Annotated in this window: 24 protein-coding genes; 12 read left to right on the forward strand and 12 right to left on the reverse strand. The window is 62.7% G+C overall.

The window, feature by feature from the left end; translation table 11 throughout:
- The first annotated feature begins 28 nt into the window (after positions 1-28).
- The 5 genes from pgl to E5678_RS07985 all read left to right on the forward strand — a co-directional run bounded on the left by pgl (position 29) and on the right by E5678_RS07985 (position 5343).
- Complete coding sequence (gene pgl, locus E5678_RS07965; protein WP_136178018.1) at positions 29-718, forward strand: 6-phosphogluconolactonase; 690 nt, start codon at positions 29-31, stop codon at positions 716-718.
- Between the two features lie 21 nt (positions 719-739).
- A complete protein-coding gene (gene edd / locus E5678_RS07970) occupies positions 740-2575 on the forward strand; it encodes a phosphogluconate dehydratase (protein ID WP_136178019.1) in 1836 nt (611 codons plus the stop codon).
- 16 nt (positions 2576-2591) lie between these two features.
- Positions 2592-3227 (forward strand): bifunctional 4-hydroxy-2-oxoglutarate aldolase/2-dehydro-3-deoxy-phosphogluconate aldolase, encoded by a 636-nt coding sequence (gene eda, locus E5678_RS07975; RefSeq protein WP_136178020.1) that lies wholly within the window; start codon positions 2592-2594, stop codon positions 3225-3227.
- A 169-nt stretch (positions 3228-3396) separates the two neighbouring features.
- Complete coding sequence (gene pgi, locus E5678_RS07980; protein WP_136178021.1) at positions 3397-4971, forward strand: glucose-6-phosphate isomerase; 1575 nt, start codon at positions 3397-3399, stop codon at positions 4969-4971.
- A 3-nt stretch (positions 4972-4974) separates the two neighbouring features.
- Positions 4975-5343: a methylglyoxal synthase gene (locus tag E5678_RS07985; protein ID WP_136178022.1), complete on the forward strand. Its 369-nt coding sequence runs from the start codon at positions 4975-4977 to the stop codon at positions 5341-5343.
- 22 nt (positions 5344-5365) lie between these two features.
- Here E5678_RS07985 and E5678_RS07990 read toward each other — a convergent pair whose 3' ends face one another.
- Positions 5366-6262, reverse strand: coding sequence for a LysR family transcriptional regulator (locus tag E5678_RS07990; protein WP_136178023.1), 897 nt, complete (start codon positions 6260-6262; stop codon positions 5366-5368).
- 99 nt (positions 6263-6361) lie between these two features.
- On the opposite strand from E5678_RS07990, the gene E5678_RS07995 reads away from it, so the two are divergent.
- Entirely contained in the window at positions 6362-6652 is a 291-nt protein-coding gene (locus E5678_RS07995; RefSeq protein WP_136178024.1) for a putative quinol monooxygenase, read from the forward strand.
- A gap of 61 nt (positions 6653-6713) precedes the next feature.
- Positions 6714-7157, forward strand: coding sequence for a VOC family protein (locus E5678_RS08000; RefSeq protein WP_210732009.1), 444 nt, complete (start codon positions 6714-6716; stop codon positions 7155-7157).
- Here the strand turns inward: E5678_RS08000 and E5678_RS08005 are convergent.
- Positions 7143-8048, reverse strand: a complete 906-nt coding sequence (locus tag E5678_RS08005) for a LysR family transcriptional regulator (RefSeq protein WP_136178026.1) — start codon at positions 8046-8048, stop codon at positions 7143-7145. The genes E5678_RS08000 and E5678_RS08005 overlap by 15 nt on opposite strands.
- Positions 8049-8155: 107 nt before the next feature.
- Here E5678_RS08005 and E5678_RS08010 point away from each other — a divergent pair, with 107 nt between their 5' ends.
- Together E5678_RS08010 and E5678_RS08015 are read left to right on the forward strand one after the other, a co-directional pair.
- Positions 8156-9019 carry an MBL fold metallo-hydrolase gene (locus E5678_RS08010; RefSeq protein ID WP_136178027.1) on the forward strand — a complete coding sequence of 288 codons (864 nt, stop codon included), beginning with the start codon at positions 8156-8158 and terminating at the stop codon, positions 9017-9019.
- Entirely contained in the window at positions 9013-9651 is a 639-nt protein-coding gene (locus E5678_RS08015) for a DsbA family protein (protein ID WP_136178028.1), read from the forward strand. Before E5678_RS08010 ends, E5678_RS08015 begins: the two co-directional genes overlap by 7 nt.
- A 36-nt stretch (positions 9652-9687) precedes the next feature.
- Here E5678_RS08015 and E5678_RS08020 read toward each other — a convergent pair whose 3' ends face one another.
- The 8 genes from E5678_RS08020 to creB all read right to left on the reverse strand — a co-directional run bounded on the left by E5678_RS08020 (position 9688) and on the right by creB (position 17556).
- Positions 9688-10032 (reverse strand): VanZ family protein, encoded by a 345-nt coding sequence (locus E5678_RS08020; RefSeq protein ID WP_136178029.1) that lies wholly within the window; start codon positions 10030-10032, stop codon positions 9688-9690.
- Positions 10033-10063: 31 nt separating this feature from the next.
- A complete protein-coding gene (locus E5678_RS08025; protein ID WP_136178030.1) occupies positions 10064-10801 on the reverse strand; it encodes a hypothetical protein in 738 nt (245 codons plus the stop codon).
- 162 nt (positions 10802-10963) lie between these two features.
- On the reverse strand, positions 10964-12280 hold the full coding sequence (locus E5678_RS08030; RefSeq protein WP_136178031.1) for a hypothetical protein: 1317 nt from the start codon (positions 12278-12280) through the stop codon (positions 10964-10966).
- Between the two features lie 168 nt (positions 12281-12448).
- Entirely contained in the window at positions 12449-13039 is a 591-nt protein-coding gene (locus E5678_RS08035) for a nucleotidyltransferase family protein (protein ID WP_136178032.1), read from the reverse strand.
- A gap of 12 nt (positions 13040-13051) precedes the next feature.
- Positions 13052-13804, reverse strand: a complete 753-nt coding sequence (locus E5678_RS08040; protein ID WP_168708516.1) for a metal-dependent hydrolase — start codon at positions 13802-13804, stop codon at positions 13052-13054.
- Positions 13805-13820: 16 nt separating this feature from the next.
- Entirely contained in the window at positions 13821-15284 is a 1464-nt protein-coding gene (gene creD, locus E5678_RS08045) for a cell envelope integrity protein CreD (RefSeq protein ID WP_136178034.1), read from the reverse strand.
- Between the two features lie 103 nt (positions 15285-15387).
- Entirely contained in the window at positions 15388-16839 is a 1452-nt protein-coding gene (gene creC, locus E5678_RS08050) for a two-component system sensor histidine kinase CreC (protein WP_136178035.1), read from the reverse strand.
- Positions 16840-16845: 6 nt separating this feature from the next.
- Entirely contained in the window at positions 16846-17556 is a 711-nt protein-coding gene (gene creB / locus E5678_RS08055; protein ID WP_136178036.1) for a two-component system response regulator CreB, read from the reverse strand.
- Positions 17557-17988: 432 nt separating this feature from the next.
- Here creB and E5678_RS08060 point away from each other — a divergent pair, with 432 nt between their 5' ends.
- Both E5678_RS08060 and E5678_RS08065 read left to right on the forward strand, forming a co-directional pair.
- On the forward strand, positions 17989-18954 hold the full coding sequence (locus E5678_RS08060) for a YHYH protein (RefSeq protein ID WP_136178037.1): 966 nt from the start codon (positions 17989-17991) through the stop codon (positions 18952-18954).
- Positions 18951-19370, forward strand: a complete 420-nt coding sequence (locus E5678_RS08065; protein WP_136178038.1) for a hypothetical protein — start codon at positions 18951-18953, stop codon at positions 19368-19370. Before E5678_RS08060 ends, E5678_RS08065 begins: the two co-directional genes overlap by 4 nt.
- Positions 19371-19685: 315 nt before the next feature.
- Here the strand turns inward: E5678_RS08065 and E5678_RS08070 are convergent, their stop codons facing one another.
- Positions 19686-20117, reverse strand: a complete 432-nt coding sequence (locus tag E5678_RS08070) for a hypothetical protein (protein ID WP_136178039.1) — start codon at positions 20115-20117, stop codon at positions 19686-19688.
- A gap of 111 nt (positions 20118-20228) precedes the next feature.
- On the reverse strand, positions 20229-20756 hold the full coding sequence (locus E5678_RS08075) for a gluconokinase, GntK/IdnK-type (protein WP_247596948.1): 528 nt from the start codon (positions 20754-20756) through the stop codon (positions 20229-20231).
- 461 nt (positions 20757-21217) lie between these two features.
- Between E5678_RS08075 and E5678_RS08080 the strand changes: the two genes are divergently transcribed.
- On the forward strand, positions 21218-22477 hold the full coding sequence (locus tag E5678_RS08080) for a sugar ABC transporter substrate-binding protein (protein WP_210732049.1): 1260 nt from the start codon (positions 21218-21220) through the stop codon (positions 22475-22477).
- The last annotated feature ends 28 nt before the right edge of the window (positions 22478-22505 follow it).

Genomic DNA, 22505 nt, shown 5'->3' on the forward strand with positions numbered 1-22505 from the left:
GCTGCGTTGACCTGAAAACGGAGACCGAATGATTGCTGAGCACCTTCATGCCACCCCCGCCGCGCTGGCCCTCACCATCGCTGACGAGTTGCGAGCAGCCCTCGCCGAGCGCGGTCAAGCGACACTCGCCATCTCGGGTGGCAAGTCGCCCATTGCCTTGTTCGAACAGCTGCGCGAGCAGGCTCTGGACTGGTCTCATGTCACCGTGATGCTGGTTGATGAGCGCTGCGTGGCACACGACCATGCCGACAGCAACACGGCTTTGGTGCGCCAGCATTTGTTGCAGGGCGCGGCCTCTGCGGCCACGTTCGTGGCGCTGTTCGATGCCATCCCTGCCGATTTGAGCGAAGCCGCCCTGCTTGACCTGGTCAACTCGGCCAATCAACGCCTGAGCACGCTCGCTTTCCCGCTGGATGTGATCGTTCTCGGTATGGGTGAAGACGGCCACACGGCATCGCTGTTCCCTGCTGCGCCTGGCCTCGACAATGCATTGGCGTCCGCTGGCCCCATCGCCTGGGTGCGCCCCGCCACCGCGCCGCATGCCCGGCTCACGCTCACGCTGCCGGTGCTGCAGATGGCCCGCCACGTGCACCTGCCGCTGTCGGGCGAGAACAAACTCAAGGTCTACCAAGAAGCCGCCAAAGGCGCAAATCCTGCGCTGCCCATTTCTCTGTTGCTCAACAGTCCGGCTTGCGACGTGCAAGTCTGGAAGAGCTGAAGCCCACAAGGATTCCACAACATGACAACCCCACTGCACCCCACCCTCGCCAGCGTCACACAACGCATCATCGATCGAAGCGCCGGCCCCCGTGCCGCCTACCTCGACACCATGGCCCACAACGCCAAAGCCGGTACGCAGCGCGGCGGCATGGGCTGTGCCAACATGGCGCACACGACAGCAGCATTGCCCGCGGCCGACAAGCTCAAAATCCACGCCGAGCGCGCCCCCCACCTGGGCGTCGTCAGTGCTTACAACGACATGCTCTCGGCCCACCAGCCCTATGAGCCCTACCCCGAAATCATCCGCGAACATGCGCGCGCACTGGGCTACACCGCGCAAATGGCCGGTGGTGTACCCGCCATGTGCGACGGTGTCACGCAAGGTGCGTCCGGCATGGAGCTCTCGCTGTTTTCGCGCGATGTGATCGCCCTGGCCACGGCGGTGGCCTTGTCGCACAACGTGTTCGACGCCGCACTCATGCTCGGCATTTGCGACAAGATCGTGCCAGGCCTGTTCATCGGCGCGGTGCAGTTCGGCCATCTGTCCACCGTGTTTGTGCCGGCTGGCCCCATGACATCGGGCTTGTCCAACGACGCCAAAGCCAAGGTGCGCCAGCAATACGCACAAGGCCTGGTCGGCCGCGACGCCTTGCTGGAAAGCGAATCGCAGGCTTACCACAGCCCCGGCACCTGCACCTTCTACGGCACCGCCAACAGCAACCAGATGCTGATGGAAATCATGGGCTTGCACCTGCCCGGCTCCAGCTTCGTCAACCCCGGCACCGAGCTGCGCGCCGCACTCACGCTGGAAGCCGTCAAACGCGCGTTCCAGAACACGGGCAAGACCGGCGGCGAACGCATCCGCCTGGCTGATATCGTGAGCGAAAAGACCATCGTCAACGGCATCATCGGCCTGTTGGCCACCGGTGGGTCCACCAACCACACCATCCACCTCATCGCCATGGCCCGCACCGCTGGCGTGTTGATCGACTGGGACGATTTTTCCGAGCTCTCCCACGTGGTGCCGCTGCTGGCCCGCGTGTACCCCAACGGCAGCGCCGATGTGAACCATTTCCACGCCGCGGGCGGCATGGGCTTCCTGATGCACGAGTTGCTGGCCAATGGCCTGCTGCATGGTGATGTGAGCACCGTCATGGGCCAGGGCCTGGATGCCTACACCAACGAGCCCTGGCTTGACAACGGTGCGCTGGCCTGGCGCCCTGTGCCAGAGAAGAGCGCCGACGAAGCCGTGCTGCGCCCCGTGAGCGCGCCGTTCAGCGCCGACGGTGGTCTGCGCCTGCTCAAGGGCAACCTGGGCCGCAGCGTGGTCAAGGTCTCTGCCGTGAAACCTGAGCACCGTGTGGTTCGCGCCCAAGCCGTGGTCGTCAGCGATCAGCAGGATTTGCTGGCCTTGTTCAATGCCGGTGAAATCAACCGCGACTTGATTGCGGTGGTGCGCTACCAGGGCCCACGTGCCAATGGTATGCCCGAACTGCACAAACTCACGCCGCCGCTGGCCGTGCTGCAAGACAAAGGCTTCAAGGTGGCGCTGGTGACCGACGGCCGCATGTCTGGCGCTTCAGGCAAGGTGCCTGCCGCCATTCACCTCAGCCCTGAAGCACTGGCCGATGGCCCGATTGCCAAGGTGCAAGACGGCGACTGGATCACGCTCGATTGCGAACAAGGCATTCTGGAACTCGAGGTGGACGCTGCGACGCTCGCCGCCCGCACCGTCAAACACCCCGACCTCAGCCACAATGCGCACGGCACGGGCCGTGAGCTGTTTGGCCTGTTCCGCGCACACGCGTCCACCGCCGAATCCGGCGCTTCCCCTCTTTTTGGCGACCGCGCCTGAACTGGAGTCCAACACGATGACCACCACCTGCTTCTCCCGCCCCGCCTTCAAATCCCGCGTTGTGCCTGTGATCGTGCTAACCGACCCGGCCCACGCCGTGCCCCTGGCGCACGCGCTGCTTGAAGGCGGTATCGACGTGATGGAAATCACCCTGCGGTCCGACGCCGCGCTGGCTTCCATCGAGGCGGTGGCCAAGGCGGTGCCACAAATGCACCTGGGCGCAGGCACCGTGACCCGCCTGGCCGAAGTACAGCGCGTGATCGATGCGGGCGCCACTTTTGCACTCTCACCCGGCTGCACCGACGCACTGGTCGAAGCCGTGAAAGCCGCCAAACTGCCCTTCATCCCGGGTGTGATGACACCGGGCGAAGTCATGCTCCGCCGCGAACAGGGCTTCTCCCTGATGAAGCTTTTTCCTGCGGCTCAAGCCGGTGGCATGGGCATGTTGAAAGCGCTGGGCGCACCCATTCCCGATGTGATGTTCTGCCCTACCGGCGGCGTCAGCCCCGACAACCTGAAAGACTTCCTGAAGCTGCCCAATGTGGCCATGGCCGGCGGCTCATGGCTCACGCCAGCGGATGCGCTCAATGCGGGCAACTGGGCCAAAATCACCCAGCTCGCCCGCGAAGCCACCGCGCTCGCCTCGAACTGACCCTCCCCGTGCCGCGCCTTCCGCGCTCACGCCCTCAAGGGGGCGATGCTGTTGGCCTGGCGGAGCCGGTTCCACGGCACTTTGGGCTGAGGCCCGTCGCTCGAACGCCGCCATGCGCCTCGCATTGCTTGGCATCTGATCAACAGAAAACACGTCCAGGGAAACCATCATGTCCTCGTCGAACGCTTCGCCCGCCACCTTGCCCGCCTGGCAAACCCTGACCCAGCTCGCTGCAGCAAGCCAGCCGCACCTGCGCGAGGTCCTGAAATCCGACGCCGGCCGTGCGCAGCGCATGACCGCCAGCGCCGCTGGTCTCACGCTCGATGCCAGCCGCCAGCGGCTCTCTCCCGCCATCGAAAGCGCCCTGCTGTCGCTGGCCGAGCAGGCGGGTGTCGTCGCCCAGCGCGATGCCATGTTCCGTGGCGATGCGATCAACACCACTGAGAAACGTCCCGTGTTGCACGTGGCCTTGCGGGGCCAGCAGGGCCCGTGGGGCGACGCCATCAGCGCCGATGTGGCGCGCGAACTCGACCGGGTTTGCGCCTTTGCCGACGGTGTGCGCTCTGGTGCCGTCAAAGGCCATTCCGACGAGCCCTTCACCGACATCGTCAACATCGGCATCGGCGGCTCAGACCTCGGCCCGCGCATGGCCGCAGACGCTCTGGCGCACCTGACCGGCGCTGGGCCACGGGTGCACTATGTGTCCAATCCCGATGCCTGGGCGCTCTACAGCGTGCTGCACCCGCTCGACGCCGCGCGCACGCTGGTGGTGGTTTCCAGCAAAACCTTCACCACGCAAGAAACCCTCACCAACGCCGCCAGCTGCCAGCGCTGGCTGACCGACAACGGCGTACCCGCCGACCGCCTGGCGAGCCACCTGGTCGCCATCACCGCCAGCCCCGCGCAATCGGCCAAGCTGGGTTACGCCGCCGACCGCACTTTCCTGTTCTGGGACTGGGTGGGCGGACGTTACTCGCTGTGGTCTGCCCTGGGCCTGCCACTGGCCATCGGCATCGGTGGCGCTGCATTCCGGGAATTTCTTGCTGGTGGTCGCGCCATGGACGAACATTTCTGCACAACCCCGCTGGCGAGCAACCTGCCCGTGCTCATGGCGCTGTCGGGTATCTGGAACCGCAACTTCCTGAAGTGCCCCACCCACCTCATCGTGCCCTACGCCTCACGCCTGGTGCGCTTCACGCCCTTTGTGCAGCAAATGGACATGGAGTCCAACGGCAAGCGCACCCACAAAGACGGATCGCCCGTCACCGTGGACACCGGCCCCATCGTCTGGGGTGGCCTGGGCATCGACGGTCAACACGCCTACTTCCAGCTGCTGCACCAGGGCAAACACACGGTGCCAGTCGACTTCATCGGCGTGCAGACTGAAGAAACACCCCTGCCCATGGCGCAGACTCACCACGACGTGGTCAACCTCAACCTGCGCGCCCAGGCCCAGGCCATGGCCGAAGGTCGCAGCGCAGAAGCGACACGCGCCCTGCTGGAGGAGGACGGCAACGTCAGTGCCAACGAACTTGATGCCATGGCCGCCCAGCGCAGCTTCGAGGGCAACATCCCCAGCAACATCCTCTGGATCGACAAACTCGACCCTTCGCGCCTGGGCGCCCTGATCGCGCTCTACGAACACAAGGTGTTCACCCAGGCCGCCATCTGGGGCATCAACGCCTACGACCAGTGGGGCGTGGAGCTGGGTAAAACCATGGCGAAATCGATGGAAAGCAAATAGCCCATGAACATCGCCCTCATCGCCCACAACGGCAAAAAAGACGACATGGTCGCCCTGGCCGCCGAGTTCGCCCCATTGCTGCGCCAACACACGCTCATGGCCACAGGGACGACCGGCGGGCGCTTGCAAACCGACGCAGGCTTGGACATCGAACGCCTGCTCAGCGGACCGCAAGGTGGTGATTTGCAGATCGGCGCGCGCCTGTCCACCGGTCTGGTCGACGCCGTGATCTTCCTGCGCGACCCCATGACTTCTCAGCCCCACGAACCCGATATCAACGCCTTGGTTCGGGCTTGTGATGTGCACAACGTACCTTGCGCCACCAACGTGGCCACGGCGCGTTTGCTGCTGGCCGAGTGGGCGCGAAGCTGATCGGCTTCCAGGCCAGCTTTTTTCAATCGGCTTTGATCGCCTGCAAAGCCAGCGCCAACCGATCCGCCAGTGCGCGCACGCGCTTGGGCTGGGCGCGGCTCGGGGGAAACAACATCTGCAGCGGCGTGGGCGGTGGCGCATGGTCCACCAGCAGCTGCACCAGTGCACCGGACCGGAGATCTGCCGCCACGTCCAGCGCCGACTTGAGCATCACCCCGTGGCCAGCCAAGCACCACTGCCGCACCAGCGCCCCATCGTTGGCCACGCGATCGCCCCTCACCGTCACGACTTGCTGCGTGGCCGCCGCTCCAAAACGCCAGACATTGTCCAGACTCGCCCCAAACCGCATCACCAGGCAGTTGTGTGATTTCAAGTCCTCTGGTTGGGCGGGCACCCCACGGGCTTCCAGGTAGCTGGGCGCGGCGCAAACCACGCGCTGCTTCAGCCCCAGAGGTCGCACGCGCAAGGAGCTGTCGGTGACCGGGCCAAAGCGCAAGGCGATATCGAAGCCTTGGCCCACCACGTCCACATAGCCATCCGACAACAACAGTTCGATGGAGATGGCCGGGTGCGCAGCGAGAAAACGGTGCATCTCGGCCGACACCAGCGTGCGCCCCAGATCGCTGGGCGCGCTCACCCGAATGGTGCCCGAGAGCATCTCGGCACCCAGCCGGATGCGAGATTCAAGGTCGTGCACTTCACCCAGCACCTGCTTGGCGCCCTCCACCAGCGTGCGGCCTTCTTCGGTCAGGTTGAGGGCACGTGTGGTGCGGTTCAACAGCACCACACCAAAGTGGGACTCCAGCGCGACCAGCCGCTCGGACACCGTGGTCGCTGACAGACCCACTTCCCGACCGGCCGCGGCCAGGCTGCCTTTCTCGACGATTTGCAGAAACAGGGCGATGTTGTCGAGCAGCATTCTTCGTATTTACCGGATTATCAAATTGACTAAAGCCAGTTTATCCGGATCAACCGATGAAATAGAGTCACACCATCAACAACCCACGGAGCACAACCCATGAGCAAACTCACCATCGTCGCCAACATCCACGCCCACCCCGATCGCATCGATCTGGTCAAGGCCGAGCTGGAAAAGCTGGTCCCGATCACCCGCGGAGAAAAAGGCTGCCTGCAGTACGACCTGCACCGCGACAACAGCGACCCGGCCCACTTTATGTTTTACGAGAACTGGGAGTCCCGCGAACTGTGGCAAACCCACATGGGCGCGCCCCACCTCGCCGCCTACATGCAGGCCACCGAAGGCGCCGTTGTGGAATTCGTGTTGAACGAAATGACCCTCATCGCCTGAGGCAACGCAGAACCCGGTCTTCGCAGCGCTCACACGCTTGATGTGGGTGGTCTGCGGGGACTTGTTCAGTCTTGGCCCAAGACAACGGGCGGTACAGTTTGCGCACACCCAAAGCGAGACCTCCAGGCACATCCTCAAGCTCGATCACATCAATGTGCGCACCACCCAGCTCGGCGCCATGGTCGAGTGGTACACGCGCGTATTGGGTCTGCGGGTGGGCGACCGCCCCAACTTCCCGTTTCCTGGCGCATGGCTTTACGCGGGCGACACCATGGCCGTGCACCTGGTCGGCATCGATGGCGCGACCGGCACCGGTTCGGAGATGGACCTGAAGCTCGAGCATTTCGCTTTCACAGCCACCGGTCTTGCCGAATTCGAAAACACGTTGCAAGGCATGGGCGAAACCAGCCAGCGCACCGATCTGCGCCCGATCGACCTCGTCCAGATCAACCTCTGGGACCCCGACGGCAACCACCTCCACGTCGACTTCTCAGGCGAGTCGTAACAACCAAGGCACGGTCTTGAACCGCGCCACCAGAAAGTCGAGCAAGGCCCGCACGTTCGCAGGCAAATGCTGGCGCGAGGGGTACAGCGCGTAAACGGTGAGCGGTTGTGGCCGCCAATCGGGCAACAGGGCCACCAGCCCGCCGCTGGCCAGATAGGCGTTGGCCAGGTAGGTGGGCTGCAAGGCGATACCGCCGCCGGCCAGGGCTGCGTGCAACAACACCGTGGCCTCGTTGGCGCTGAAACGGCTGGTCACCCCCACGCTCACCACCGACTTCCCGTGTGACAGCTTCCAGGTGCTTTTGCCGAAGTTGGCGTAGCTCAGGCATTCATGGGCCGCCAAGTCGTCGGGATGCACGGGCGTGCCGCGCATCGCCAGGTAGGCCGGAGAAGCCACGAGCACGGAGTCGCACACCGCCAGCGGGCGCGCGATGAGCAAAGGATCGGGCTCGCTGCTGATGCGAATCGCCAGGTCGATGCGCGCGTCCACCAGATTGAGCGCGCCGTCGCCCACATGCATGTCCACCTTGAGCAACGGGTGCAGCGCCAGAAAATCCGCAATCGCAGAAGCCAAATGGGCATGACCGAATGACATGCTGGTGGTCAGGCGCAGCTGGCCACGCAGGGTATCGCTGCCGCTGTCGGTTTCTTCCTCCACCAGCGTGGCCAGCTCCAGCATTTGTTGGCAGCGGCGCAGTGCTTGCTCGCCCGCGTCGGTCAGCGTCACGCTGCGTGTCGTGCGCTGCAGCAAGCGGGCTTGCAGCCAAGCCTCCATTTCCGCCACATAGCGCGTGACCATGGCGCGCGACATGTCGAGCTTGTAGGCGGTGGCGCTGAAGCTGCCGCTGGAGGCCACCTCGGCGAACACACGCATGGCGGTGATGCGGTCCATATTTGATCGAATATTGAAACAGTAATGCGCATTTTATGCGGTTTATATGATCGATATACGAAACTAAACTCCCCTCCATCGCAACCTCAATGAATGGAACCCACGCCATGATCCGCCGCACTTTTGTCGCCACCACCGTGGCCATCGCCTTCGCCTCCACCGCTTCCGCTGCATTCGCGGCCGAGCCGCTGCGACTCAAGATCTACAACGCCGACAGCAACAGCTTCGGCGTCACCTCCACCCTGGTTGTCGGCCCCACCGAAGCCATGGTGATCGATGCCGGCTTCACCCGCGCCGATGCGCTGCGCATCACGGCCAACGTGCTCGACAGCGGCAAGCAGCTCAAAACCATTTACGTGAGTCAGGCCGACCCCGACTACTACTTCGGCGTGGAAACCCTCAAGGCCTACTTCCCCCAGGTCGAGGTGGTGACCACGCCTGCGGTGTTGGCCAAGCTCAGCGCCAAGGTGGCTTTCTGGGGCCCAAAAATGGACGCCAACGCGCCGAAAAACCCGGTCACGCCCAAGGCACTGGAAGGCACCACCCTGACGGTGGATGGCGAGACCATCGAAATCCGCGGCACCGAAGGTTTGTTGGCCCATCGCCCCTACGCCTGGATTCCGTCCATCAAGGCGGTGGTGGGCAACATTGCTGTCTTTGGCAACATCCACGTGTGGACGGCCGATACGCAGACCGCAGCCGAGCGAAACGCCTGGGTGAACCAGCTTGACGAAATGGCCTCCCTGCAACCCACCACCGTGGTGCCAGGCCACATGCAGCCCGGCACCACCACCGATGCCAGCGCCATCGCTTACACCAAGAACTACCTGCAAACATTTGAAAAGGCACTGGCCACCAACAAGAGCAGCGCAGCATTGGCGGGCGCCATGAACCGGGCGTTCCCCAAGGTCGGCGGCGCCATGTCGCTCGATATCGGCGCCAAGGTCAACACCGGTGAAATGAAATGGTGAAACAGGTCAGCTACCTGATGGACCCGCTGTGCGGTTGGTGCTACGGCGCTTCGCCTGCGCTGCGGGCCTTTCGGGCCGATCCCGGCCTGCAGATCACCATCGCACCCACAGGCCTGTTCGCCGGCGACGGCGGCCGGCCCATGAGCGCGGCATTCGCGAGCTTCGCCTGGACCAACGACCAGCGCATCGCCAACCTCACCGGCCAGCGCTTCGCCGAGGCCTACCGAACGCAATTGCTCAACGACCACAGCAAGCGATTCGATTCCGGCCCTGCCACGCTGGCGCTCACCGCCGTTCAACTGACCGAGCCTGAGCGAGAACTCGACGCCCTGAGCGCCTTCCAGCTCGCCCGCTATGTGGACGGTCGCGACACCGCCGACCTGGTCGTGCTGGCGGCAATCCTGGGCGAACTGGGACTGGATGCAGCTGCCGCTCGCCTGCTGACGGGCGACGATGCGCTGATCGGCGCCAGCCGCAAACGCATGTCCAGCGCCCGGCGCGAAATGGCCACTTTCGGCGTGCAAGGCGTGCCCAACCTCATCGTGTCGGACGGCGAAACCCGGCGGCTGGTGTCCGGCGATGCGTTGTACGGAGACCCCGAGCCGCTGCTGGCCAGCTTGCGTGTGGCCTAGTCCCGAGCTCGGGCAGGTCTCGCTGCGCAGGAGCAGTCAGCCGTTCACCTGCAAAGGCCTTCGCAAGAAGGCAGCAGCGAGCGCCCAAGCGAGGGCGATGCCCAGCAAATCGGCGCCCCAGTCGGCCCAGCTGGGGCTGAAGCCGGGCAGGAACATCTGGTGCACTTCGACAGCGCCACCCAGAGCGGCGCTGACCAGCGCCAGTGTGCCGGGGCGCCAGGTGGTGGCCCACCGCAGCGCGAACCAGACGGCGAAAAATGCGGCACCATGCGCCCATTTGTCTTCGGCGCTGTAGAGCACGCGCATCGAAGGCCATTGCACGATCTGGTAGCCAATCCACATGACCATGGCGACCAGCAGCAGTTTGGTGGGCGATTTCATCGCGCAAACAACCCCAAGCGCCGCCAGGGCTTCAACATCCGAGCAAGGCCTTGGCCGCTTCGATGCGCGAGGCGACGGGCACCGAGGCATCGTTCATGATGTCTTGCAAGAACAGTTTGGGGTCTTCGTAGCGTGCCTTCACGGACGATGCCTGAGCGACTGCAGCCGGAGCGGATACGGCGGATGCGACGGGTGATTGAATCGCCAGCAATTGACTCAGCGCTGCCTCAAACGCAGAAGGGGCGATGCATTTCAAGCGGCAAAGCAACTCTGCTTGCGCGTCTTCGCCAGGAGCCAAATCCAGCAAAGGTTCATCACCAAACACCGCAGCCAGATCGGGGGCCACAAAAGCCGACCAATTGCCGGAATCGCCTTGGGCTGCGGGGATCAACGCCGTGGAGGCATCCCCCTCCTGCGAAGGCCTCAAGCCCACCCGATGGGTTTTCACATCGGGCAGGTAGCGCTGGCGCAGCCCCTGCAAAAATGCGAGGGCGTCAGCATGCGGCACAGGCTCCGCCAGAGAAAACCACAACTCGTAAGCGTCCACGCCATTGACCGCAATGGCAGGCGCCGGCAGCTCCAGATCCGCTTGTACGCCGCGCCACACCGTCGACAACACCGACCAATCGGCAGGACAGCTGAGCGACACCACCATGGCTCGGACCCGGCCACTGGTCGCGACCAGCCGCAACGCCGGCTCACCGGGCACGACCGGGTCGCCCGGCAGACGGTAAAGGCGTTGAATTTCAGTGGAGAGGCGGGATGTCATGTGGGGATGTTACCCGTCGCCAATGCCACGAGACCCGGCCTCGATGCTTGAGACAGGGTTACCCATGCGCGGCAACCAAGGCCCTGTTGAACCCCAAACCTCCGCTGCTGTTCTTTGCCCATTGGATCGGCAAAGCCAGGCGCACAGGTTTTTGCCCGCCGATCAGGCGTGCATCTGGTTCAACAAACGTGCGATCAGGTCGTGGTTCAGCCAGAGCACCGGGCCGGTGGGCGCCGAGCTTTCACGGAACATCAGCGGGCCAGTGGCTTCGATCACGAGCGCGCTGAGCAGATCGGTGATGAGCGCGGTGCGCTCTTTGTGCATGGCTGTGATGTCGTCTGAAGATCCGATCATCACGTCGGCCAGCGCTGGGCTGTTGGCCATGGGCCACGCCGCGAAATCGCCATAACCCTTCATCACGTCGCTGGCGTAGAAGTCGGCAATGCGTTGCATCACCGCTTCCAGGTCTTCGCCGTCTTTGAGCAGCTCACGGCAGGCTTGCCATTGCGCGTCGGCCCAGGCGCCGCCGTTTTCCTTTTTCAAAGCGTTCAGCAGCGAAAACAACGGCAGCTCAACGCCAACAAAGATATCGGACGAGTTGGTGCGGATCTCGGGGCAGTTGTAGACCGTGGCCTTGATGCCCTGTGCCCATGCTCCTTCAGCAATGCCCTCCAGGCGCATCTTGGCGTAGCCCTGGGTGTAGTTGGAGTAGGTCTGCCACTGGTAGTTGCCTTCAATCAAGACCTCGGTGCCGTGGTAGCCGTAGGCGCTGTAGCGCACCTGGCCACCCTGGGATTCGATGCGCTGGCGAATGGCCGCGCTGCCGTCGATCAGGTGCTGGAAGGTGTTGGCCGACACTTCGTCAAAGTTCTGCAAGATCAGCTTGCCCAGGTCACTCTGCAGCAACACATCGGACGACTGGAAACGATCGCCCCGGCCTTTGTAGATGCGGTTGGCGATGGCCAGGAACACTTTGGCCTTGGGGATGCCACCGGCCATGGTGTGGGCGAAAAATACGTTGCAGCCATCGGGGATCATGCCGTCCAGCGTGTCCATCACCTGGGCCACGGAATCCTTGAAACGCTTAACGCCCACTTCGCGGCACCGATCAATGTGCGCCCAGTCGAGCTTGTCTTCCGTCCAGGTCTTGAGCGTGAGCTTGCCCAGGGTTTCAGTGGGCGTGGGGGTACCGGCAGGGGAATCGGCGTCAAAACCGGCCATGAGTGGCACGTTAATGATCTTGCCACCCAGATTGGCCTCGCCTGCGGCCAGCTCTTCGTCGTTCAAGGGGCGCAGCGTGCCATCGGCCTCTCGGCGACCCACGGTGATGCCCACGATGGTCAGGCCGGCGCTGCGCGCTTCGTTCACCAGGCCATTGGCGTAGCCGCGACCAAAAAGCTCACCAAACAGCACGAACACATCGCCTTTGCGGAAGATGTTTTGCTGGGGCAATTGGGTCAAAGGAACAGGTTGCTTCATGGGGGGAATCCGTTTTTCTCTTCAAATAGATGGGTGCTGCCGCCTACAGGCGGGCAAAGGCGTATAGCCTGTATTTTCTCGATTGTGATTCCACATCATGGGAAATCAAACATCCAAGCCCGGCGGTACAGCGCGTCAATGGCTGCCATTGTCTCTGGAAAGCGGCGATCACGCTTCCTCTGGCAGTGCACAGCGCAACCAAGGCCAGCGTTGCTGGTAGCTAAGTGCCTTTGCGAGAAACATACGGGGATAGGGAAGCTTCGGATTCATGCGCAGCACACCTTCATTCAACGCCCCCAGACCGTACGGGACATACAGCGCTCCCGTGGACACATCGATGCCCACACAGGTGCAGGCCACCAAATAGCGGTCGATGCCCTCTTGCGCGCTGATCAACCGAGGGTAGTCGGCCTGAAAACGGTCTCGGTACCAGAGGTGCACCCGCGCCTGGTTCTTCACCTCCACCTCAACGCCCAAGTCGTGGGTCATGGCGCTCACGGCCCGGATCACGCGGTCTTCCGCCTCCCAGGACACATCGGTGTCATCAAAATAGAAAACGTCGTAGTCCTTGACGCCCCAGTCCACGGCCCTGCCCGACCGGTGGTTCCACAGCGCCTGAAACAGGCACCCGGCGGTGAGGTGGCATTGCGGCAGGCCCAACCTCGACAAGCGGCACAACAGCTCGGCATTGATCGGGTTGTCCATGGCCAGGGAAACGAAGGCCTGGGGGCTGAGGGGCGCGACATCAAAAATGGGCATCCCCCCATTCTGTCATTCGTCCCAAGCCGCGCCTGCCCCTTGCGAGATTCGCCGAGTCCGCAACTCGCGGCCCAACCAGTCCATGGCTTCCACACGTCTGCGCCGTTGCAAACGCCTGTTGGTCTCCTTGCGCTCCCTGAAAAAACGGGTCTCACGCACGTCGGGCAAGTTGGGACGAATTCCAAATCCCACGGATTTCACACCGGTTGCCACCGGTTGCGAAACCAGGCGGATGGGCGCCCGCCACCGGCGGTGCAACGCCCTCAACGCCATGCCCCCATTGGCCAGCAACACCAGTGGCACCCCTATCCAGAGCATTTCAGTGCCCAGGCGTACCCACCCCCAAAGGGCCACATGCTGCATGGGAATGGGTCGCCACCCCAGGCAATGGCGCGTGCCATCCAGCGGCCACAACCACGCATTGCAGATACCGGCATCCAGCAAGCCATCGAGCAGCGGGTGAGATGCGGTGCACAAGGCCAGATAGAGGCCCGCCAAGCCGCGCTGGTGCCAGGAATAAGGGGCAGGCCTGCGCCACAGGGCTGCGATCAGGCCCATCACCAGGGCAAACCCCAGTGAATGGGTGAATCCCCGATGCCCGTAGGTTCCGCTGTATGGGTCAAAGCGCAGCCAGACCAGCAAGAAATCGGCATCGGGCACCACCGCGCAAACCGCGCCCAGCAGCATGAGCCGCCAACCCACGGTCCGCGTGCCCGCCGCGACGGCCAGCGCCACAGCAGGGGCGAAGTGAAAGTAGGTTGCCATGTTCCGCCCTGCCCGCTCAGGCCAACGTGGCCGTGGGCGCCAGGGGCATGGCATTGCCACCCGGCAGAGGCTTGTCACCCGCCCCCATCACCCCATACCAGTCGAGCTTGCGCGTGGCCACCATGATCGCAGCGAGCACACCAAACAGCAGCAACGAGCCCATCATCAAAGCGTTGTCTTCAGAGATCAGGATGCCGTAGAGCACGCCGTACAGCGCGACCAACATCCCGCTCATGCCCAGCCCCGCACGCCAGCTGCCCAGCACGTGGCGCAGATAGTGGCTCAGCAGCGTTATGCAACCCGCGCTGGCCAGGGCATAGGCGGCCGCAAACGACAGGTGCTCCGACAACGACAGCAGCAGCAGGAAAAACAGCACCAGCGCCGCGCCGATCATCAGGTACTGCATGGGGTGGATGCGCCAGCGCTTGACCATCTCTAGCACAAAGAAGGCCGCAAACGTGAGCACGATGAACATCATTCCGTACTTGGTGGCGCGCTCCGTGAGCCGGTACACATCCACAGGATCGTCCAGCGACACGGAAAACTGCTCCAGATCACCGTAGCGGTTGTTGCCCGATGACACGCCGCCGGCATCGCCGTAGCCGGAACGGCCGCTGTCGTTGTGGGCCGTGTCGCTCGACGATTGGCCCAGCCCTTTCAAAAACTGGGCCTGTGCCTGCGAGGACAACGCCGGCACGCTCCAGGTGGCGCTGAAGCCGGCGTCGCTCACCTCACGGGTACGGGGAAGAAAACTGCCCGCAAAGCTCGGGTGGGGCCAGGGCGACTTCAGGCTCACCGTGTTTTCATCGGCCAGTGGCACCCAGCCCATGCGGCCGGTCCCGGCCAGCTCCAGCTTCAGATCAAAGTCCAGCTTGGCCCCCGCCTGCAGCGCCGACACCGGGAGCGTAGCCGCCAATGGCAGTGGCGCTTGGGCACCGGCAGGCGCCTGGGCAAAGGCCAGGTTGAGTTCTCCCAAGGTGATTTGCGGTGCACTCAGCAGCCCGCGCGCATCGCTCACCCCCATCAAAACCAGCGGCTCACCCAGCTTGATCTGGCCGTCTTTTCGCTCAGGCTTGGGCGCTTCCCAGGTGAAGCGGCCCTTTCCCTGGTGCACGCTGTTGAACACCGTGACCGGAAAGATGCCGCGCCAGCGCACCTCTGTGTCCAGCTGGCTTTGCAGGTTCAGCTGGTCGGAAAACACCACCGCAGTGCGAGCCGACTGGCGCATTTCAACGCGGGTCTGGCCTTTGCTTCCAGCGACCGCCACTGTGACGGGAAACGTCTCGATGAACGGCACCATCAGCACCGGCCCAACCACCGTTTGTTCACCGGCCGATGCCCGCGCAACCTCGGCCGCAGCGAACCGCCGGTTCGCGCTGCGCTCCTCGATCACATCGCGCACCAACATCAATGGAATGGTCAACAGCATCATCAGGAAACCGATGACCAGGGTTTTGCTCAGCAAGGGATATTTGTTCAAGACAGGCTCCGTGAATAAGGGACGGAACCAGTCTAAAAACCGGGCGTGCAGCCACCATGAAGGCTTTGTGCAGCCGGTGTGCAGTGAGAGACGCGGATGTGAATCAGGTGCCGAGAGGCCAGTGCACCGATGCGACGCAGCCGTCCGCCGCCTCGGCGTTGTGCACGCTCACCGTGCCCCCGTGCAACTCGGCCACCTCCTTGACGAGGCACAAGCCCAGACCCGAGCTTTTGTCTTGGTGGTCGCCACGGGGCAGCGAATAAAACCGCTCAAAAATCCGGTGAATCGCGTAGTCGGGCACACCAGGCCCTTGATCGAGCACCGACCACACAACGAATCCGCCGGCGGCGTCCAGGCCCACGGTCACCACCAGCTCACCTCCATTCGGAGAGAACTCGATGGCGTTGTCCAGCAGGTTTTGAAGCGCCTGCTGCATCAGAAAGCGGTCACCTGACACCACCACGTCAGCGCCTACATCCAGACGGGCTGTCAGACCCTTCAGCCGCAAGCGCGCCTCTGCCGCTTGCACCAGTTCCTGCGTCAGTGCGCCCAGATCCACAGGATCGTGCACCGTCAGGCGGCGCATCTGCTCCACGTCCGCCAAGCCCAGCAGCTTGTCGATCAGGTGCTGCAAGCGTTCGGTCTGCCGCTGGATATGGCCTGCAAACCGACGCTGATCGGCCTCTGCCATGGGCTCCTGGAGCAGCTCGGAAGCACCGCGAATGGCGGCCAACGGGCTCTTGAGTTCGTGCGTCAGCGTGTGCACATAACTTTCGACATAAGCCTTGTCTTCCAGCTTCAAGCGCATGCGCTCCACCGCCTGGGCCAGGTCGTGGAACTCGGTGTGCCCGCTGAGCTGCCCCATGCGGGGCAATTCGGCACGTTCGCCTTCGGCCACCGCGTTGGCATAGCTGCGCAGGCGCGAGAGCGAGCTCGCCATCCACCAGCTGAACAGCAGCCCCATCAACAAGGACACCCCCAGCAAACCCCATGACCACAACAAGATGCGCTGACGGCTGCGCTCGATGTAGGGGTCCAGCAGCTGGTTGGGCCGTGACACGGTGAGCACACCGATGATGCGTTCGCCGTCGCGAATGGGCGCGGCCACGTGCATCACGGTGCTGTTCGGGTCTTGGGGGTCTTCCACGCTGGAGCGCGCGCCGTACTCACCGCGCAGCGTCTTGAACACATCATTCCAGCGCGAATGGTCTTGCCCCACGGCCACACCACTGGTGTCAAACACCACCCTGCCTTGGGCATCGGTGATGGTGATGCGGGTGTCCACCTGATCTTTGCGAAAACCCCAGAGCACCGCGCCCGGCTTGGCCTTGCGGTAAGCCACCATGGCCTGCGCAAATCCGCCGCTGGCGATCACACCGGCCTTCATGTCGGGCTCGGCCAGCTGCGCATAGGCATAGGCCGCGTCCACCAGACTGTCTTCCATGGCCAGTCGAGTGCCCGGCTCCACCTCACCCAGGAACACGCGCAACACCACGAAGAGCGCCAACCCCAAAACAAGGAAAAAACCCAGCATCAACCGCAGAGCAATGCGCATGGGCCGTCAGCTCGCCGAGGCTTGGAACGAGTAGCCCATGTTGCGGTGCGTCTGTATCAACTCCGCATCGAGCCCACAGACCCGCAATTTGGCGCGCACCAGCTTGATGTGGGCATCCACCGTGCGCTCCGAGGTGTCGGGCGCATCACCCCAGACCAGATCCATCAGGTCCGAGCGGGAGAAGATGCGTTGTGGGCGCTTGAGCAAGGTGGCCAGCAACAGGTACTCATAGCGCGTGAGCGCCAGCGGCTCGCCGCTGCAGCGGATGCGCTGCGCGGTTTCGTCGAGCTGCAACACGCCGCAGGCCCCTGCGGTGCTCAGTGGCGCAGCACCCGCAACCCCATTGGCGGCACCCGTGCGACGCAAAATCGCCTTCACCCGCGCACACACTTCACGCGGAGAAAACGGCTTGGTCACGTAGTCATCGGCCCCCAACTCCAGGCCCAGCACCCGGTCAATCTCTTCACCCCGCGCGGTCAGAAACACCAAAGGCAACTCACTGGTCTTGCGAATCACGCGACACACGTCAAACCCATTGCCATCGGGCACACCCACATCCAGGATGGCCAAATCGGGGGCCTGCCGTGCAAACGCAGACAGCGCATCGCGCGCCAAGGCCACATGCTCCACCTCAAACCCTTCGCTGCGCAAAGCGTAGATCAGGGTGTCGGCGATGGCGGGCTCGTCTTCAAGAAGCAGGATACGGGGTGGGAGCATGGCGGGTCGGGTCAACAGGGCTGTCGACATCATAGAGGCCTGGGCATCAAACACTGTCTGCGGTCAAGCAAGACCAGGGAAAGGACCAAATTCCGACGCTGAACGGCAAGCGCCTAGCAGCCATTGAGCGTCGACCCCGGCAATCTCATCGTCTACACAACGCACAACCCACCCCGCGTGGACGACACTTTTGAAGGGCGATTCAGCCACTGGAGCAAGGGGAGCCACCCTGCCCTGGATCGCTGATTCACCAGCCCCCTCGACCCTCGCTGCGCTCATCGTTCATCCACACTTTTTCTTCAGTATCCGTCGTTGTTGCGTCCACTCACGCTGGCGCAAAGCCACCTGCCGGCACTCCATTCCTCACACAACTTGGCCAAACCCCTGCCCAAGCTGCAGCGCCTCGCACCTTACCGATAGAAAGCTTCAACAATGAAAAACCCAACAACGGCTCGCTGGATTGGCCTGCTCACTATCGTTTGCGTCGTGCTCGCTGCCTGCGGAGGGGGTGACGACGACGAGTCAATCTACGGAACGACAGTCACCTCGGCGGACGTCAAATCGGTTGAACCGGCCAACTTCCTTGGCGCAGGCTTGGCCAGCGCCATCACCACCGTGAGCTGTACGCTCTCGGGCGGCACCTCAACGAACTGCTACAAAATCGTCACCCACGGCGCGCCGCCCGATCACGCTGTGGGGCCGTTTTGCCCGACCAATACCAGCTCCAGTGGAGCTGGCATGTGGATCGAAAACGGCCAGACCTATGACCTGAGTGGCGAATTCATCAAAAACCTCGCCACGTTTTACAGCGACAGCAACTGGAAGATGTACAACACCTCCACAGGCGCCGTCACGGTCACCGACACCCAAGCCTTGTTTGAAGCGGCAGCGATTCCGAATACCACCCTCAACAACTACTGCGTAGAAGGCAAGATGTCGTATGTGGGAGGCGGCATTTCACGGACCCTCCTGATCCCGGTCACACCTGTTCCACTCAGCAGCACCGCATCGATTGATCAAGAGGGCGTTGGCGTCGCACTGAACGGCATCGTGATGGATGCCCCGGCCCCGGTTGCCAACATCAAGGCGGCCTACACGATTGCGGCGTTTGACGACCAAGGCGGTCACATCAATCCCCATACCGGCTACCACTACCATGCCGCCACTGGCGCCTCGCACCAGGTTGCCAGCTCCGACGGCCACGCAGCCTTGATCGGCTATGCCCTGGACGGTTTCGGGATCTTCGCCCTGAACGACACAGCCGGCTCGGAAGCCACAGATCTGGACACCTGCCGCGGACACACCGACAGCACCCGCGGCTACCACTACCACGTGGCGAGCCCAGGCGAGAACATGCACATTGGCTGCTTCAAGGGCGAGCAAGGATCTTCCTCTTGATCCCCTGGCGCCAAGTGGCCCGAGCAGCGCACAACGCGCTGCTCATGGGTGGCCTGTTACTGGGCCAGTTCCCCACAGCTCAGGCCCACGAAGGGAGCCACGGCAACGAAATCATGTGGAAGGCTTGCGACGCTCAAAAGACCAATGATCCTTGTTCGTTTGAGAACCTCAACCACGACGTTTACCGGGGCACCTGCCAGTCGATATCGAAGGCAATGGTCTGCGTCAGGAACCAGCCCATCGACTACGCGGTGGGCGCTCCTCACACCCCTGAATACATCTTCGACCCTGGCACACCGGCCGTGGCACGTGATGCCGGCCACCCGGGCAACCGGTGGCCCTGGATGTTGGGATACGCCATCCTCATCGTGGGTGCGTTGACGCGCTTCAGGAAGCTGCGGGCATCGAAAGCGTGAGCTTCGGCCACCGCGCCGAACGTCGCGCACGGTGGGAGCCATGGTGCACGCCGCCATCCTGCTGGGCCAGATCGTGCACGGGCAGACCCAAGGACCCCCATGCGCCGAGTGCCAGGACCATCCTCATCGCCCGCGCTGCGCAGGGCGAAGCTGAGACAGCCAGTGACGGCGGCATCCTTTTCGAGGTGGATGCCTCGGGGTGACAGCACGGCCGATTTCACTGTCAAGCTTGACCCGCATCCTGGAAGCAAAAAAAAGGCAGGGGTGAATTTGCCTCAGGACGCCCCCCGGATCAAACGAGCGTGGAAGACGGCGTCACAAGGCAGCGCGCTGCATTGAACGTTGGACACGCCTGCGCTCCAGGAAAAAAACAAGGCAAATGATCAACGCACCCACAGGAACATTGACCCCAACCTCATTGAGCACCTCGCCTGCGCGAAGACGCAAAAGTCCCAGGTTAAAGGCCCAACGAGTGGTCAAGTCTGTGGCCTCGTAAAAGGACTGCCACCCATACCCCCGAACCGCCGTCCAGCTCCACTCACCCCAAGTGAGCATGGAGCCAAACATCCAGCTCAGTCGCACGGCCTGCCTAACTAGCGCAAATGCGCGGACCGATACAGTCAGTGCTCCAAACTGCGCCAGCAGCATCCAGACGCTCGGCCCTGCGCCCAAGGCATCAAAAATACGGGGGAGGTTTGCAGCAAGGGCCAGCAGCGGAAACAGATAAAAGCAGGCAAACAACAACACCAAAACGGCCTGGCCAATCTTTCTCTTTGTTCCCTTTCCCCTACCTTTTATTTGTCAACACAGCGTTGTCGGTCCGAATTCTGAAACTGGTTTCGGTCCCGCTTCAGTGGGTCAACGCTGAATCCGATCGACCGCCCCATGCACCCAATCAATGGCCTGAGCCTCCAGGACCGCCAGCGCCTGTGTGGCGTCCAGCCGAAGCACACCTGATTCATGACTGGGGTCTTCCAGCGCGTCAAACTGGCTCGCCACCAGACTGGCCGGGAACAGATGGGACGACCGCGCGGCCACGCGCTCGTGAGCCTGGTTTTCTGAGAGGGCGAGGTAAATGAAACGCAAACCGGGTATGGCCTTGCGCAGCCGGTCGCGGTAGCGCAAACGCAGAGCCGAACAGGTCAGCACCGCGCCTTGGGGGTTTTGGTGCATTTGCTCGACCAGCAAGCCCAGCCAAGCCTCGCGGTCCGCATCGGTCAATGGCGTACCGCTGCGCATCTTGGCCAGATTGCCTTCTGAGTGGAAGTCATCGCCTTCCACCATCGGTCGCTGCAGTGCACGGGAACAGCACTGCGCAAGACTGGACTTCCCACACCCGGACACGCCCATGACCACCAGAAAAATGGATTTATTGTCAGATGGCATAGGTGGTGGCACACTTTCAGAATTGGGAAACGACGTGGCAGCTGCCAGGTCGACCAATGGCAACGAAAAGCGAAGACGCCTGACTCTCGGTCAGGCAAGCTGAGTTTCGAACGCCAACACGCCTGCTATTTTGCCCGGTACTTGCGCGTGAGCCACCCGAGACCCCCGTCGTTCGCGAAACGGGTCCGCCAGGCCCCTCTCTGGTTCTGCCAGACACCGATGGGGGCACCAACGCGAGCAAATTCACATACTTTCCTCCATCATCTAGGGGAAAATCCTAGGCATCCAGCGCAACAAAGTACACATTCAGCCCAAATGCGTACAAACAGCGCTTGACGCAGTGGCGAGAATTCCATCACGGTTCTTTCATTTACCGTTGGCAACCGCTCATCCACTCAAAGGAGACATCTGTGAAATTTCGCCTAACTTCTGCCCTCACCGCCGCGCTCATGAGCGCTGGCATGGCCCACGCCGCCGGCACCGAACTCGTCATTGCCACCGTGAACAACGGCCACATGATCGAAATGCAAAAACTCAGCCCTGCGTTCGAAAAAGCCAACCCTGACATCAAGCTCAAGTGGGTCACGCTGGAAGAAGGCGTGCTGCGCCAGCGCGTCACAACCGACATCGCCACCAAAGGCGGCCAGTTTGACATCATGACCATCGGCATGTATGAAACCCCGATCTGGGGCAAGAAAGGCTGGCTGCAAGAACTCAAATTCGACGCCGCCTACGACGCCAATGACATTCTGCCGTCCATCCGCGACGGCCTGTCGGTCGACGGCAAGATGTTTGCCGCGCCCTTCTACGGCGAGAGCTCCATGCTCATGTACCGCAAAGATCTGGCCGACAAAGTTGGCGTGACCGTACCCGAGCGACCCACCTGGATCCAGGTGCGCGACTTGGCTGCCAAAATTCATGATCCCAAGAATGGCGTGTACGGCATCTGCTTGCGCGGCAAGCCAGGCTGGGGCGACAACATGGCCCTGATCACAACCATGGTCAACACCTTTGGTGGCCAGTGGTTTGACATGAAGTGGCAACCCCAGCTGGAAAGCAAGCCCTGGAAAGACGCGGTCACGTTCTACGTCGACCTGCTCACCAAGTACGGCCCTCCCGGCTCAGCTGCCAACAGCTTCAACGAAATCCTGGCGCTGACCAACTCAGGCAAGTGCGGCATGTGGGTGGATGCGACCGTTGCAGCCTCCTTCGTGAGCGACCCCAAGCAGTCCAAAGTGGCGGATCAGATGGCCTTTGCCCAGGCACCTACCGCCGTGACGCCAAAAGGCGCCAACTGGCTGTGGTCATGGGCCCTGGCTGTGCCGTCGGGCTCCAAGAAAGTGGACGCCGCTAAAAAGTTCATCGCCTGGGCCACGTCCAAGGAATACATTGAGCTGGTCGGCAAGACCAATGGCTGGGCCACCGTGCCCACCGGCACCCGCGCGAGCACCTACGCGATCCCTGAGTTCGTGAAGGCAGCCCGTTTCGCACCGGCCGAGAAGATGGCCATCGATTCGGCCAACCCGAACGACTCCACCTTGCCCAAGAGCCCGTATGTTGGCGTGCAATTCGCTGCCATCCCCGAGTTCCAGGCCATCGGCTCCACAGTGGGCCAGCAAATGAGTGCCGCTTTGGCGGGCCAGACCACGGTGGACAAGGCCTTGAAGGCTGGTCAAGTCGCGGCTGAGCGCCAGATGAAGAAGGCTGGCTACTACAAATAAGTAGCCCATGACCCGACGGGGCCGGCAT

Source organism: Hydrogenophaga sp. PAMC20947 (assembly GCF_004795855.1).
Classification (GTDB): domain Bacteria; phylum Pseudomonadota; class Gammaproteobacteria; order Burkholderiales; family Burkholderiaceae_C; genus Hydrogenophaga.

Excerpts from the sequence above, each read along its gene's own strand:
- E5678_RS08030 (WP_136178031.1), bottom strand. The coding sequence starts at position 12,280 with ATGAAGCAACCTGTTCCTTTGACCCAATTGCCCCAGCAAAACATCTTC.
- E5678_RS07995 (WP_136178024.1), top strand. The coding sequence starts at position 6,362 with ATGAGCAAACTCACCATCGTCGCCAACATCCACGCCCACCCCGATCGC.
- E5678_RS08075 (WP_247596948.1), bottom strand. The coding sequence starts at position 20,756 with ATGCCATCTGACAATAAATCCATTTTTCTGGTGGTCATGGGCGTGTCC.
- E5678_RS07990 (WP_136178023.1), bottom strand. The coding sequence starts at position 6,262 with ATGCTGCTCGACAACATCGCCCTGTTTCTGCAAATCGTCGAGAAAGGC.
- E5678_RS08005 (WP_136178026.1), bottom strand. The coding sequence starts at position 8,048 with ATGGACCGCATCACCGCCATGCGTGTGTTCGCCGAGGTGGCCTCCAGC.
- pgl (WP_136178018.1), top strand. The coding sequence starts at position 29 with ATGATTGCTGAGCACCTTCATGCCACCCCCGCCGCGCTGGCCCTCACC.
- E5678_RS07985 (WP_136178022.1), top strand. The coding sequence starts at position 4,975 with ATGAACATCGCCCTCATCGCCCACAACGGCAAAAAAGACGACATGGTC.
- E5678_RS08025 (WP_136178030.1), bottom strand. The coding sequence starts at position 10,801 with ATGACATCCCGCCTCTCCACTGAAATTCAACGCCTTTACCGTCTGCCG.
- E5678_RS08010 (WP_136178027.1), top strand. The coding sequence starts at position 8,156 with ATGATCCGCCGCACTTTTGTCGCCACCACCGTGGCCATCGCCTTCGCC.
- E5678_RS08080 (WP_210732049.1), top strand. The coding sequence starts at position 21,218 with ATGGCCCACGCCGCCGGCACCGAACTCGTCATTGCCACCGTGAACAAC.
- E5678_RS08035 (WP_136178032.1), bottom strand. The coding sequence starts at position 13,039 with ATGCCCATTTTTGATGTCGCGCCCCTCAGCCCCCAGGCCTTCGTTTCC.
- E5678_RS08040 (WP_168708516.1), bottom strand. The coding sequence starts at position 13,804 with ATGGCAACCTACTTTCACTTCGCCCCTGCTGTGGCGCTGGCCGTCGCG.
- edd (WP_136178019.1), top strand. The coding sequence starts at position 740 with ATGACAACCCCACTGCACCCCACCCTCGCCAGCGTCACACAACGCATC.
- creB (WP_136178036.1), bottom strand. The coding sequence starts at position 17,556 with ATGCTCCCACCCCGTATCCTGCTTCTTGAAGACGAGCCCGCCATCGCC.
- creC (WP_136178035.1), bottom strand. The coding sequence starts at position 16,839 with ATGCGCATTGCTCTGCGGTTGATGCTGGGTTTTTTCCTTGTTTTGGGG.
- E5678_RS08020 (WP_136178029.1), bottom strand. The coding sequence starts at position 10,032 with ATGAAATCGCCCACCAAACTGCTGCTGGTCGCCATGGTCATGTGGATT.
- E5678_RS08060 (WP_136178037.1), top strand. The coding sequence starts at position 17,989 with ATGAAAAACCCAACAACGGCTCGCTGGATTGGCCTGCTCACTATCGTT.
- pgi (WP_136178021.1), top strand. The coding sequence starts at position 3,397 with ATGTCCTCGTCGAACGCTTCGCCCGCCACCTTGCCCGCCTGGCAAACC.
- E5678_RS08015 (WP_136178028.1), top strand. The coding sequence starts at position 9,013 with ATGGTGAAACAGGTCAGCTACCTGATGGACCCGCTGTGCGGTTGGTGC.
- eda (WP_136178020.1), top strand. The coding sequence starts at position 2,592 with ATGACCACCACCTGCTTCTCCCGCCCCGCCTTCAAATCCCGCGTTGTG.